This is a genomic window from Bowmanella sp. JS7-9 (assembly GCF_004329715.1).
Taxonomy (GTDB): domain Bacteria; phylum Pseudomonadota; class Gammaproteobacteria; order Enterobacterales; family Alteromonadaceae; genus Pseudobowmanella; species Pseudobowmanella zhangzhouensis.
In genome coordinates, this window is sequence record NZ_JXSY01000002.1 from 42,607 (window position 1) to 56,575 (window position 13,969).

Annotated in this window: 9 protein-coding genes; 3 read left to right on the top strand and 6 right to left on the bottom strand. The window is 49.4% G+C overall.

What is annotated here, in order from left to right:
* Positions 1–94: 94 nt before the first annotated feature.
* The 5 genes from TK45_RS00540 to TK45_RS00560 all read right to left on the bottom strand — a co-directional run bounded on the left by TK45_RS00540 (position 95) and on the right by TK45_RS00560 (position 7,904).
* Positions 95–862: a peptidylprolyl isomerase gene (locus TK45_RS00540; RefSeq protein ID WP_131256673.1), complete on the bottom strand. Its 768-nt coding sequence runs from the start codon at positions 860–862 to the stop codon at positions 95–97.
* A gap of 313 nt (positions 863–1,175) precedes the next feature.
* Positions 1,176–1,865 carry a respiratory nitrate reductase subunit gamma gene (narI, locus tag TK45_RS00545; RefSeq protein ID WP_131256674.1) on the bottom strand — a complete coding sequence of 230 codons (690 nt, stop codon included), beginning with the start codon at positions 1,863–1,865 and terminating at the stop codon, positions 1,176–1,178.
* 12 nt (positions 1,866–1,877) lie between these two features.
* Positions 1,878–2,630 carry a nitrate reductase molybdenum cofactor assembly chaperone gene (narJ, locus tag TK45_RS00550; protein WP_131256675.1) on the bottom strand — a complete coding sequence of 251 codons (753 nt, stop codon included), beginning with the start codon at positions 2,628–2,630 and terminating at the stop codon, positions 1,878–1,880.
* 5 nt (positions 2,631–2,635) lie between these two features.
* The gene (gene narH, locus TK45_RS00555) at positions 2,636–4,171 is read right to left on the bottom strand and encodes a nitrate reductase subunit beta (protein ID WP_131256676.1); all 1,536 of its coding nucleotides are present in this window, start codon (positions 4,169–4,171) and stop codon (positions 2,636–2,638) included.
* Between the two features lie 16 nt (positions 4,172–4,187).
* Entirely contained in the window at positions 4,188–7,904 is a 3,717-nt protein-coding gene (locus TK45_RS00560; RefSeq protein WP_131256677.1) for a nitrate reductase subunit alpha, read from the bottom strand.
* A 334-nt stretch (positions 7,905–8,238) separates the two neighbouring features.
* Between TK45_RS00560 and TK45_RS00565 the strand changes: the two genes are divergently transcribed.
* The gene (locus tag TK45_RS00565) at positions 8,239–10,020 is read left to right on the top strand and encodes a histidine kinase (protein WP_131256678.1); all 1,782 of its coding nucleotides are present in this window, start codon (positions 8,239–8,241) and stop codon (positions 10,018–10,020) included.
* 66 nt (positions 10,021–10,086) lie between these two features.
* On the opposite strand, the gene TK45_RS00570 is transcribed toward TK45_RS00565, so the two are convergent.
* Positions 10,087–11,703: an MFS transporter gene (locus TK45_RS00570; RefSeq protein WP_131256679.1), complete on the bottom strand. Its 1,617-nt coding sequence runs from the start codon at positions 11,701–11,703 to the stop codon at positions 10,087–10,089.
* Between the two features lie 308 nt (positions 11,704–12,011).
* Between TK45_RS00570 and narL the strand changes: the two genes are divergently transcribed.
* Together narL and glp are read left to right on the top strand one after the other, a co-directional pair.
* Positions 12,012–12,662, top strand: coding sequence for a two-component system response regulator NarL (narL, locus tag TK45_RS00575; protein WP_131256680.1), 651 nt, complete (start codon positions 12,012–12,014; stop codon positions 12,660–12,662).
* A 3-nt stretch (positions 12,663–12,665) separates the two neighbouring features.
* The gene (gene glp / locus TK45_RS00580; protein WP_217350791.1) at positions 12,666–13,901 is read left to right on the top strand and encodes a gephyrin-like molybdotransferase Glp; all 1,236 of its coding nucleotides are present in this window, start codon (positions 12,666–12,668) and stop codon (positions 13,899–13,901) included.
* Positions 13,902–13,969 lie beyond the last annotated feature (68 nt).

Consider the following 13,969-nt stretch of genomic DNA (forward strand, 5'->3'; position numbering starts at 1 on the left):
CGTGAAACAGCGGCGCTTAAACAGCAAAAGTCAGTGCGGTTAACCAGCAAAGTGGCTAACCGCACTGACGTGCCAACGTTTACAACAATGAGGGTTATTGCATTAACGGCGAGTCGGACAGGTTAAAGTCATAGCCGGAAATGTCGGATGCGACAATTAAACGATGAATATACTGAGCCACCGCTTTGCGGCGTACTTTTTCATTCAGGTACTCAGCGATTTTTTGCTCAACAGCAGTAAAAGGTAATAACTTACCTGGTACTTTGCGCGCAATATGTACGATATGGTAGCCATAGCGACTTTCTACAGGTTGCGGCAGCAGGCCTGGTTCGGCGCTGAAAATTTGCCGCTCAAACTCAGGTACCGTTTGGCCGCGACTAATTTGGCCAAGGCTACCCGCGGTTTCTTTAGAAGGGCAGGCTGAATAATTCCGGGCGAGTTCTGCCAGTATCTCGCCTTGCTGCAGTTTTTCGATAAGCTGCTGCGCCAGCGTTTTGGCTTCTACGCGCTGCTGATCATCCTCTGGTGCGGCCGCTAATAGAATATGGCTGACTTCAAGCAGTGGCGAACTGGCAAAGCGCTGCGGGTTTAGCGTGTAATACTGTTCGCACTCTTGCTTGCTGGCTTGCGGAATAACGACTTCTGCCTGAATTAGCGCGTCGAGAAAATTATCGTCGCTGGCCGTATTGGCTTCACTTTTTACCACCAAACCAAGCTCACGCGCCCGTTGCCGCAGCAGTTCGCCGATAATCAGCGATTCGGCGGCCTTTAACATGGCCGTGCGCTTGGTACCCGCCGGGTGGTATTGCATTTCGGCCATAATTGCCGCTTCGCTGATACTGGAGTTATTGACTTGTATCATTTTAAACCTCTGTAATCGGAGCCTGTTAGCTCGCCTCCGTTCCACTGAGGGAGGCGAGCCGTTGTTGCTAAACAAAGCGTCTTTGGCATGGATGCCAAAGAGGAGCCTCCAGGGAAGGATTTACGGCGTCTTTGTGTGCAACACCGGCTTAAAGCCTCCCGGAGCCAGAAAGTGTATCTGCTGGCTTCAGGTTGGGAACCCCGTCAGGTCGTCACAGCAACTCGCTCGCTGCTTGCGCGCTCACTCAGACACTCTGTGCCGACCTGCCGCGGCCCCAACCTTTCGCTTGCTATATCTGTTATTTCCTCGTCGTTTAACGTACAAAGCGCTGGCGTACTATTTGGTGCTGGCGGCGCATGTATTGCACCGGTACGCTTAACATATGTACCAGACGGCTGAACGGGAATACCACAAACAACGTCATGCCCAGAAACACGTGCATTTTAAAAATCCAGTGTACGCCGCTAATCGCTTCTGCCGCTGCCACGCTGTTAAAGGTTACGGTATTTTGCGCCCAGGCCATCAGTTTAAGCATCTCAGTACCATCCATATGGCCCAGCGATACAAAGATACTCAGCAAACCAAGGATAAGCTGAGCGTACAACAGGAATAAAATCACGATATCCATGGTGTTGCTGGTGGCTCGGATGCGTGCATTGCCCAAACGACGTTTGATCAGCACAGTTAAGCCAAAGAAGCAAATCAGGCCAAATAAGCCGCCAGCACCAACGGCGATCATCTGTTTCATTTCTGCGGTGATACCAAACAGGTGCCAGATTTCTTTTGGCATTAACAAACCAAAAAAGTGGCCCAGGAAGATACCCAGTATACCAATGTGAAATGGAATACTGCCCAGTCGCAGTTGTTTTTTCTCCAATAGCTGACTTGAACTGCTTTTCCAGGTGTATTGTTCTCTGTCATAGCGGATCCAGCTGCCAATAACCATAATGGCGATGGCAATGTAGGGGTAAATGCCAAAGGCAAACATATTTAACTGTGCCATGTTAAAACTCCTTTATGCGCGCGTTTCGGCGGCTTGGTATAAGGTGCTTTCCGCTGCGCTGCTGCTTAACAGCTCGGTGCTAAGCGGAATATACTGATCACGACGTTGGCCTTCAGATGGTTTATTACCGGTACCACAGGCCGGGTTGGTTTGCTCATTGCCGATAAAGCTGACCATTTCCTCTTCCCATACTTTGTCCAAAGCCTTGGGCGTATCGTCGCGTTTCTCCGATTTAATCTGTTGTTTAATATCTGACAAATCGATGTTTGCCTCAGACAGTGCCAGTAAGGTACTAAACAGACCCGCGTAATTGCTGCTGCGCTGTTCCAGGCGGCATTGCAGTACCGCTAACACGGGGGCAATTTCTTCCAGCCCCAACTTCGCATTGTGTTCGCCCTGGGTGGATAAAAACTCTAGGTACAGCGGCAGGTAGTCGGGCAGCTCTTTAACACCAATGTCCAGACCGGCTTCGCGGTATTGCGCCAGCAGGTTGACCATGGCCTGACCACGATCGCGCGATTCACCGTGGATATGCTCAAAAATCAACAGTGATAGTGAGCGGCCGCGTTCAAATAAGCCGTCATAGTCTGACTGCCAATCCATTAATTCACCACCAGTACGCTCGGTTATGAAAGCGCTAATCGCTTGTTTGAGCGAGTCGTCGATAGTGGCTTGCGCCACTATCGTTAATAGCTCGTCTTTTGCTTCAAGCAGCGGCTGTTTCGGGTAATCCAGCAGCAAAGATAAAAGTTGTAATATAGGCATAATTTTTACTCCTGAACGTCCACCGGAATAACCTGACGCACGCCTTTGGCTTTAGTACCAAACAGGTTTACGCTGTTATTGCCATCGCCACAGCCATTACCAAAGCTGAAACCACAGCTTGATTTCAGATCGTAGGCATTTTCTGCATAGGCACGGTGGCTGGTTGGAATGACGAAGCGATCTTCATAGTTAGCCAGCGCCATATAGCGGTACATTTCTTCAACCTGTACCGGTGTTAAGCCGACTTGTTTCAGCACATCGGCATCTTCAACACCATCCACCTGCTGTGAGCGTTTAAAGGCGCGCATCGCGATCATGCGCTCTAAGGCTCTGACGACCGGCGCTTCATCACCGGCGGTCAGCATATTCGCCAGATAACGCAGCGGAATACGCAGTGATTTCAGATCCGGAATTTCACCGTTCATACCAACATGGCCGGCCTGGACTGCACTTTGAATAGGTGACAGTGGTGGTACGTACCACACCATAGGCAGGGTGCGGTATTCCGGGTGCAGTGGCAGTGCTACCTTCCAATCCATTGCCATCATGTACACCGGTGAGCGCTGTGCGGCTTTAATCCAGTTTTCACCGATACCTTCAGCACGGGCGGCGGCAATCACCACAGGGTCATTCGGATCGAGGAAAATATCCAGCTGTGCCTGATACAAATCTTTTTCGTTTGGCGTGTTGGCGGCAATGGCGATTTTGTCCGCGTCGTACAACAGCACACCTAAATAACGAATACGGCCAACGCAGGTTTCTGAACATACCGTCGGTTGCCCGGCTTCAATGCGCGGGAAGCAGAAAGTACATTTCTCTGATTTGCCGGTTTTCCAGTTGTAATAGATTTTTTTGTACGGACAGGCTGACACACACATACGCCAGCCGCGGCATTTGTCCTGATCGATAAGCACAATGCCGTCTTCTTCCCGTTTGTAAATGGCACCGCTTGGGCATGAAGCAACACACGCCGGGTTAAGGCAGTGTTCGCACAAGCGTGGCAAATACATCATGAAGGTCTTTTCAAACTGACCGTAAATGTCCTTTTGCACCAGGTCATCAAAGTTTTTGTCTTTTTTCCGTTTGGCAAATTCGGTACCGAGAATTTCTTCCCAGTTCGGGCCCCATTCAATTTTCTCCATGCGCTGACCGCTGATTAACGAACGCGGACGGGCAACCGGTTGATGCTTACTGTCACCTGCGGTATGCAGGTGCTGGTAATCAAAATCGAACGGCTCGTAATAATCGTCAATTTCCGGTAAGTCCGGGTTGGCAAAAATATTAGCCAGAATGCGACGTTTACCGCCGATCTTCAGTTCCAGCTTGCCGCTTTTATTGCGAACCCAGCCGCCGTTCCATTTTTGCTGGTTTTCCCACTCTTTGGGAAAACCGATACCTGGTTTGGTTTCAACGTTGTTAAACCAGGCGTATTCCACGCCTTCGCGTGAGGTCCAGACATTTTTACAAGTGATGGAGCAAGTGTGACAGCCAATGCACTTGTCTAAATTCAGCACCATGCCTATTTGGGCTCTTACTTTCATTTCGCTTACTCCAACCTTATTCCGTATCCAGCCAGTCGACTTTGTTCATTTTGCGTACCACAACAAATTCATCGCGGTTACAGCCGACGGTACCGTAGTAGTTAAAACCATATGCCTGTTGGGCATAGCCACCAATCATATGGGTGGGCTTCATCACAGCCCGGGTTACCGAGTTGTGAATACCACCGCGGGTGCCGGTTTGCTCACTGCCAGGCACGTTCACGATACGCTCCTGAGCGTGGTACATCATGCTCATACCTTCAGGTACCCGCTGCGATACTACTGCTCGGGCGGCAATGGCACCGTTCACGTTGAAGATTTCAATCCAGTCGTTATCTTCAATACCGGCGGCAGCGGCATCGGTTTCACTGAGCCAGACAATTGGGCCACCGCGTGACAGTGTCAGCATCAGCAGGTTGTCTGAGTAAGTACTGTGGATACCCCATTTCTGGTGTGGCGTGATCCAGTTCAGTACCACCTCTTTGTTGCCATTAGGCTTTTTGTTCAGCACCGGCTGTACGGTTTTCAGGTTAATGGGTGGTTTGTAGCTACATTGCTGCTCACCAAAATCGCGCATCCACTCATGATCCTGATAGAACTGCTGACGGCCGGTAATGGTGCGCCATGGGATCAGCTCGTGTACGTTGGTATAACCGGCGTTGTAGGACACGTGTTCATCTTCCAGCCCTGACCAGGTTGGCGAACTGATAATTTTGCGCGGTTGCGCCACGATGTCGTTAAAGCGGATTTTTTCCTCTTCTTTTGGCCGTGCCAGATGGGTATGGTCGCGACCGGTTATTTTACTCAGGGCATCCCAGGCTTTAACTGCCACATGGCCGTTAGTTTCTGGTGCCAAAGATAGAATCATCTCTGCGGCATCGATGGCGCTGTCGATTTTCGCCATGCCTTTATTCGCACCTTCCTCGGTGTGAACGCGGTTTAGTTTCTTCAGGAAGTTAACTTCCTCTTTGGTATCCCAGCTGATGCCTTTACCACCGTTACCAATTTTCTCCAGTAAGGGGCCAATTGACGTGAAGCGGGCATAAGTATTGGGGTAGTCACGCTCAACAATGTTGATGTGTGGCATGGTAACGCCCGGAATAGCATCACATTCGCCTTTCCACCACGCTTTAACACCATAAGGCTGCGCCAGTTCGGCAGGGGTGTCGTGATGCATTGGCGTGGTTACCACATCGGTTTCTACACCCAGATGGCCAACGGCGGCTTTTGAGAACGCTTTGGCGATACCTTTAAAGATTTCCCAGTCGCTGCGCGCTTCCCATACCGGGTCGATAGCCGCGGTTAACGGGTGAATAAACGGGTGCATGTCTGAGGTATTCATGTCGTCTTTTTCATACCAGGTTGCGGTAGGCAGCACGATATCTGAATACAAACAGGTGGTAGACATACGGAAATCCAATGTCACCCACAAGTCTACTTTGCCTTCAGCTGGTGTATCGGTCCATTCCACGTCCTCTGGTTTCTTACCGCCAAACTCGCCCAGATCTTTACCTAATAAACCATGCTTGGTACCCAGGAAATGGCGCAGCATATATTCATGACCTTTACCGCTTGAGCCCAGCAGGTTAGAGCGCCAGACGAACATATTGCGTGGGAAGTTTTTCGGATCTTCCGGCTGCTCGCAGGCAAACTTAATGTTGCGATCTTTTAGCTGCTGCACCACGTAGTCTTTTACATCCAGGCCTGCCGCTTTAGCCTGTGCTGCCAAGTGCAGCGGGTTTGTGCCCAGCTGTGGTGCTGATGGCAGCCAGCCCATACGCTCGGCCCGGCTGTTAAAGTCGACAATACTGCCGGTCCATTTCTCTTTATTGGCCAGCGGAGAGACCACTTCAGCCATGTCGAGTTTTTCATAGCGCCACTGACTAGAGTGGTTGTAGAAGAACGAGGTGCCGTTCATATGACGTGGTGGACGCTGCCAGTCAAGGGCAAACGCCAGTGGTGTCCAGCCGGTTTGTGGTCGCAGTTTTTCCTGGCCAACGTAGTGCGCCCAGCCACCACCGCTCTGACCAATACAGCCGCACATCATCAACATATTGATCAAGCCACGGTAGTTCATATCCATGTGGTACCAGTGGTTTAGCGCAGCACCAACGATAACCATAGAGCGGCCACGGGTTTTATCCGCATTGCGGGCAAACTCGCGGGCTACACGGATTACATCTTCCGGGTTAACACCGGTAATAGGCTGCTGCCAACCCGGCGTGTACGGCACACTGTCATCGTAAGATTTGGCGCGGTTGGCATCATTGATACCGTTATCTACGCCGTAATGCGCCAGCATCAAGTCAAACACGGTAGCAACCAGTGCGGTGCTGCCATCGGCAAGCTCGACTTTTTTCGCCGGGATCTTGCGCATCTGTACGTCGTCGTGTGCGGTATGCTGAAAGTACTTGTACTCGTGTGGTGCGCCACCAAAGTATGGGAAGGCCACATCAGCCAGTTCATCGTAGCTGTCTTTTAGTGTCAGCTGCAGATCGATGTCGCCGTCTTTGTCTTTTTGCTCCAGGTTCCACTTGCCTGCCTGGCCCCAGCGGTAACCAATGGCTCCGTTCGGGCTGGTTAAACGGCCGTCGCTATTGATGGCAATGGTTTTCCAATCCGGGTTGTTATCTTCACCCAGGTTATTAACCAGATCGGCGGCGCGCAGGAAACGGCCCTGAGTCAGTTTGCCGTTTTGCTCCTCCAGCATAACCAGCATTGGCATGTCAGTGGTGCGTTTTACATAGTCAGTAAAATACGCGCTTGGGTTATCAACGTGGAATTCTTTTAAGATCACGTGGCCAAAGGCCATCGCCAGTGCGGCGTCAGTACCCTGACGTGGAGCCAGCCAGGTGTCACCAAATTTAGAGGCTTCTGAGTAATCTGAGGTGATAACACAGGTTTTTGTGCCTTTATAGCGAACTTCTGTTAAGAAGTGCGCATCTGGAGTACGGGTTTGCGGTACGTTTGAGCCCCAGACAATGATGTAATTTGAGTTATACCAGTCTGCAGACTCTGGTACGTCAGTTTGTTCACCCCATATTTGTGGTGATGCCGGCGGTAAGTCACAGTACCAGTCATAAAAACTTAAGCAGTTACCACCAATCAATGATAAGTAACGGGCACCGGCGGCATAAGATACCATCGACATTGCCGGGATAGGGGAGAAGCCTGTTACCCGATCCGGACCGTAAGTTTTGGTGGTATAGACGTTTGATGCGGCGATAAGCTCGTTTACTTCATCCCAGCTGGCGCGGATAAAGCCACCTAAACCGCGGCGCTCTTTATAGCTTTTTGCTTTTACCGGATCGGTAACTATTGATTCCCAGGCTTTAACCGGATCTTTATGTGCGGCTTTGGCTTCACGCCACAGCTTCATTAATTGCTGGCGCACTTTGGGATACTTTAAGCGGTTAGCGCTGTAGATATACCAGGAATAGCTGGCACCACGTGGGCAGCCGCGGGGTTCATGATTTGGCAGATCCGGCCGGGTGCGTGGATAATCAGTTTGCTGTGTTTCCCAGGTAACCAATCCATCTTTCACGTAGATTTTCCAGCTGCACGAGCCGGTACAGTTCACACCATGGGTAGAGCGGACTACTTTGTCGTGTTGCCAGCGCTGACGGTAACCTTGCTCCCAGGTTCTGTCTTCATTAGTGGTGACACCGTGACCATCGGCGAACGGTGTTTTGCGGGCTTTGAAAAACCGCAGCTTATCGAGTAGGTGACTCATGATTTACTCCTGGTCTTGTCCTGCATGAACAGACTTATTGCTTTTCTGGTATGCACATAATAGAAAGTACCCATGGATAATGATTGATTTGGATCAAAGCTGCCATAGCGCTAAATAGCTGATAAAAAACGAAAATACCCACAAAGTGGTAGTGTGGGTAAGTGCGAAATGCCTGAAAATACGCAGCTATATACCTCTTATTGTTCATTAGTGCGGGAAGCGCCTACCCCGCTGAGAAAATGGAGGTAGCTCGATTTTTTCGCTGATGTTTTGTGCGGTCGGGCAACAGCGTTAAAAAAGGGTATGCTTGTCATACTTATTAAGTGGAGTAGTTATGCGTCAGTTTTCTATTGTTACGCGAATAAATGTTGCCTTGGCCTGTATTGTTATTCTGGCGGTCAGTACGATGCTATGGTCGTATTGGTTGTCTGATAAGACAGAGCATGATGCGCATGCGGTGAATATTGCCGGTTCGCTCAGGATGCAAACCTATCGTATGGCGTGGCTGGTTGAGCAGGGTGATACGGCAAAAATAGCGCAAGCCCGACTTGAGTTTGAACAAAGTTGGCGGCACCCGGTATTTAGCCGCTTTTTACATAACAACGAGATAGCAGAGCAATTTGATAAGGCGAACCAGCATTGGTTAGAGTTACAACCACAATTAGTTGCAGCGGCTGATGCCGGTTTGTTAGAACAGGCATTGCAACAACAAATTCAGCTGCTGGAGCAACTGGTTACCTATATTCAGCAAGATGCTGAAGCCAAGGTGCGTAGTTTCCGTACCCTGCAGTTAGTGGCGCTGATGCTGACAGTATTGTTATCGGCCGTAGTGATGTACTGGTTAAAAGTTAAAGTGCAGCAACCATTGGAAGCCCTGACCCAGGGGGCAAAACGGGTGGCGATGGGCGATTTTACCCACCGGGTGGTGGTGGATAATAAAGATGAGTTGGGTACCCTGGCGCATAGCTTTAATAAAATGAATGATTCTATTGCCTATATGTATGGCAACCTGGAGCAGCGGGTAGAGCAGCAAACGGAAGCATTGAAAAATACCAATACCACGCTGCGGTTTCTATATAACACCGCGCAGCGGATCAGTGAGCATGTGCCAGAGTATAGCGACTTCAGCGGCATCATCACTGAACTTAAACAAGTGGTGAAATTAGACGATTTGGAGCTGTGTTTATTTACCGATGAGGGTGACAAGCCCTTTATGCAGTTGTTAGGCGATGACACCGCGCATGATCCCTGCAGCACACAAAATTGTGCCGATTGTCTGGAATTGCCAACTAAATCAGACTGCAATAGCAGTCAGTTTAACTATGTACTCAAACGGGATCGGAAACAGTATGGCGTACTGGTTGCGCGGGTGGTGTCAAAGGCGGGATTAGCGTCCTGGCAGCAACAGCTATTGGCGTCTGTTGCTGATCAGCTTGCGTTGGCGCTGAGTTTAAAATCTGAAGAGCAACAAGTGCGGCGGTTGGCGCTGATGCAGGAGCGTACCGTCATTGCCCGCGAATTGCATGATTCATTAGCGCAAGCCTTATCCTATTTGAAGATCCAGGTAACACGGTTAAACAAAGCGATTGAAAAAGACAATAAAGCCGTTATTGACGATGTGTCGAACGAGTTAAAGCAAGGGCTTGATTCTGCTTACCGCCAACTCAGAGAACTTCTGACCACTTTCCGGTTAAAAGTAGACGGTACTGGCTTGCTAAGCGCGTTACAAACCACAGTGAAACAATTAACAGAGCAATCTGATTTACAAATCAGGTTAGATTATCAGCTGACTAATATTCCGCTGGCGCCGCATGAAGAAATTCATGTGCTGCAGATCATTCGTGAAGCCAGTCAGAATGCGGTGCACCATAGCAAGGGCTCTGAGCTGCTGATCAGTTTAAAACACAGTGCAGATAAGATAGAGCTGGCGGTGGAAGATAACGGCGTGGGTATACCGGAAGCGGCTGAAAAATTAAATCACTACGGCCTGGCCATTATGCAGGAGCGCAGTAAGCATTTAGCAGGGAATATTGACATTAAACCGCGCACAACGGGCGGCACTGGCGTGTATTTTAGTTTTACACCAGAGTTTTTGCTGCAAAGTAAATCTGCTTAACATCGGATATAAAATAGCGGCAATAAAAAGGGGCGCATACAGCGCCCTTTTTTATTATTACTATTGTTATGGATTATAAAACTCACCGCTTTTACGCAGGTAAAAGAACCAGTTAACAATCAAACATAAGGCATAGAAGGCAGCAAAACCAACCATGGCATACTCGGGGGTGGCGGCTTTAATTTGCTCACCAAATACCTGAGGGATATAAAATGCGCCATAGGCTGCTACCGCAGATGTCCAGCCCAGCACCGGACCGGCTTGCTCTTTTGGAAACACAATAGCAATGGTGCGGAACGTTGAGCCGTTACCAATACCACTGGCTGCAAATAATCCCAAGAATATTAAGAAGAAAGGCACAAAGTATTGCTCAGGTGTCGCGCTTTGATAGGCCAGCTGCATGTAATACGCTGCACCCAGTGCACAGCTCACCATCACCACCGAGCAAATTTGCGTAACAAAAGCACCGCCCCATTTATCTGATAACCAACCACCAACCGGGCGGATCAAGGCTCCTATGAAAGGTGCGATCCAGGCATAGGTTAGTGCGCTTGGGCCATTTGGGTTAGGCGTTGTGTGGGTCATCACACCATCAACCAGTACGTGGCTGTAGCCAAAGATCACCTTGATTGATAGTGGGAAGGCCGCAGCAAAACCGATAAAAGAGCCAAAGGTCATCACGTAAAGCACACTCATTACCCAAGTGTGTTTGTTGTTGAATATTTTGTACTGCCGCTCCAGGCTGGTACGAATCGCGCCGGGTAATACTTTTAACGCCATCACCGTGGCGAACAATACCAGCAGCAACACAAGCTCTTTCGGAATACTAAAACCAGAACCATTAGCGGCTTCCGGTAATATGAGCCACAGGCCGATAACTGAGGTGATAAAGCCGATAATGTACATCGCCAACATAATAGCAAACGACTTTGTTGCACTTGGCAGCTTCGGCGTGACCTCTTCGGTGTTGATGTTATTCATACCAAACCAGATAGCAAAAGCTAACGGCACTAAAAACACCAGCCATAAGAAACCGGCATTTTGGATCCAGGTTTCACTGCCAGCCGGTATACTGCCAATTAACGTGCCGCTGGCTTTTTGCAATACCATAGGCTCGCCACCGCCAAATACCGTGAACGCACCAAATGTCATAAACAGGGGCACGAGAATTTGCATCGTGGTAACGCCAAAGTTACCCAAGCCCGCATTTAACCCAAGTGCCAGGCCTTGCTGCTTTTTCGGGAAGAAAAAACTGATGTTAGACATCGAGGCTGCAAAGTTACCACCGCCAATACCTGACAGTAATGCCATCAGTTGGAACACCCAGAACGGCGTATTCTGATCCTGTAAGGCGATACCGGTACCTAGCGCTGGCAATATCAGCAAGCTGGTGGTGAGGAAAATGGTATAGCGGCCACCGCACAGGCGCACAAAGAAGCTGGCAGGGATACGCAGCGTTGCACCGCTTAAGCCAGCGATAGCGGCAAGTGTGAACAGCTCGGATGCCGAGTAGGGAAAACCTAGATTGAGCATTTGTACACTGATGATGCTCCACATCATCCAAACGGCAAAGCCACACAGCAAGCTGGGGATCGAGATCCACAAGTTGCGATTAGCAATCGATTTGCCGGTTTGCAACCAGAAACTGTCATCTTCAGGCTGCCACTTTTTTAAATCGGACATAATTTACTCCTGTTGGGAATAGCATTTTAAGCTGTTGAAACTATGCAGGCTGAAAGCGGTTGTCACAATGCATCTTCGGAGTTAGCTCGTTACGCCAGAAGGTTAGCTTGGGGTACTCATAATGAGGTATATCTGTTGATTCCGCTTTTTATTTTCAGTTAAAACAATGGCTTAGATTTTAGTTTTGCAATGGTGCTAATTGAGGGAAATCTGGTGTTTTGCGAATTAATGATTTAAATCAAGCTTATGCCCTGTGTAATATAAGCTAATAGCAATACAAGCGAATTGAAATCGGTATGGAGTGCACAATGTCAGAACACAAATCCAGTATCATGTTAGTGGATGATCACCCGCTACTGCGAAAAGGTTTAAAGCAGTTGATGGCGTTTGAAGATGATCTGGAAGTGATTGCTGAGGCCAGCAGTGGCGCTGAAGCGATCCCTCTGGCAGTAGAATTAGATCCGGATCTGATTATTCTGGATTTAAATATGCAGGGTATGGATGGTATTGCTACGTTGAAACGGCTGCGTGACGAGGGCGTAACCTCTCGTATTATTATGCTAACGGTATCCGATGCAGATGAAGATGTGGTTAATGCCATCAGCAACGGCGCCGATGGCTACTTATTAAAAGACAGCGATCCAGAAGTGTTACTTGAGTACATTAAGCGCGCTATCAGTGGCAAAATGGTGCTCAGTGAAGCTATTACACAGGTTTTAGCAACGGCGTTACGCCGTCCGGCCGTGAAGAGCCCGGCAGAGCTGAACAGTCTGACCAACCGTGAATATGAAATTCTGAGCTTTATCGCCAAAGGGCTGAGCAATAAGCTGATTGCCCGTGAGCTTAATATCTCTGATGGCACTGTTAAGGTTCATGTTAAGCATTTACTGAAAAAGCTTGGCCTGCGTTCCCGCGTTGAAGCTGCCGTTTGGATGGTCAATCAGCAAGGGAATGGCTAAGCAATGAAAAAACCGATGCTAAGCGCCGGGCAGGCGATTCAGACGATGTTAGAACAGGTTGATGCCAAAGCTGGCGTTGAGTCTGTTGCACTGGCGCAGGCACTAGACAGAGTGTTGTCTGAAGCCGTTTTCTCAGCCATTGATGTGCCTGGTTATGATAACGCCGCCATGGATGGTTATGCACTGCGCGCCGCAGAGGTGTCACCTGATGCGCCTTTAACTATTGTCGGCGCAGCGCTGGCCGGACATGCGTTTAGCGAAAAAGTACCTGCAGGGGCCTGTGTCCGTATCACTACAGGTGCTGTGTTACCCGCAGATCTTGATACGGTTGTGATGCAAGAACTTGTTAGTCAGGTAGCCGATCGTAATAGCCTGCCAGCCATAACCTGCCAGCTGATCCCTGACGTTGGTGAGCATGTACGCAAGGCGGGCGAAGATATCTGTAGCGGGCAGTTGGTGTTTGCTGCGGGCCACAAATTGCGTCCGGCTGATATTGGTTTATTAGCGTCACTTGGTTTTGCCACGGTAAAGGTAAAGCCACGACTGAAAGTGGCAGTGTTATCCAGTGGTGACGAGCTGATTGCGCCCGGTGATGAGTTGCCAGCGGGTAAAATCTATGACAGCAATCGCTATGTTATAAAAGCCATGCTGCAACGCCTGGATGTAGACATTATCGATTTAGGCTTAGTACCTGATGATCCAAAGCTGCTCGAAAACGCTTTTCAGCACGCGATGGCAGAAGCAGATGTGTTGATAACCAGCGCTGGCGTGTCGGTGGGCGATGCCGACTATACCCGGCAAATTCTCAATAAACTTGGCCAGATTGATTTTTGGCAAGTGGCAATAAAACCGGGTAAACCGTTTGCGTTTGGTAAGCTGAAACAGTGTTACTTTTTTGGTTTGCCGGGGAATCCGGTTGCGGCGGTGGTTACGCTGGAGCAATTGGTGCAACCGGTATTACGTAAGCTCGCGGGCGAATTGACGGCAAGCGCTCCGTCAACCTTGCAAGCTCAAACGCTGGTAGATTTGAAGAAACAGTCGGGGCGGCAGGATTTTCAGCGTGGCTGGTTTTGGCAGGACGATACTGGCCTGAAAGTGAAAACGTTGGGCGCGCAATGCTCAGGTATGCTTAGTTCTATTGCTAACGCCAATTGCTACATTGTGTTAGCCGCTGACAATGCCGGTGTACAAAGTGGCGATACCGTAACAATCCTGCCTTTTTCAGCCTTACTCCGTTAGCACTACCTCTTTTGCGCTGGCTTTTAGCCAGCGCTGTGTTGATCTGCGTCAAGTTAACTGAGCACCAA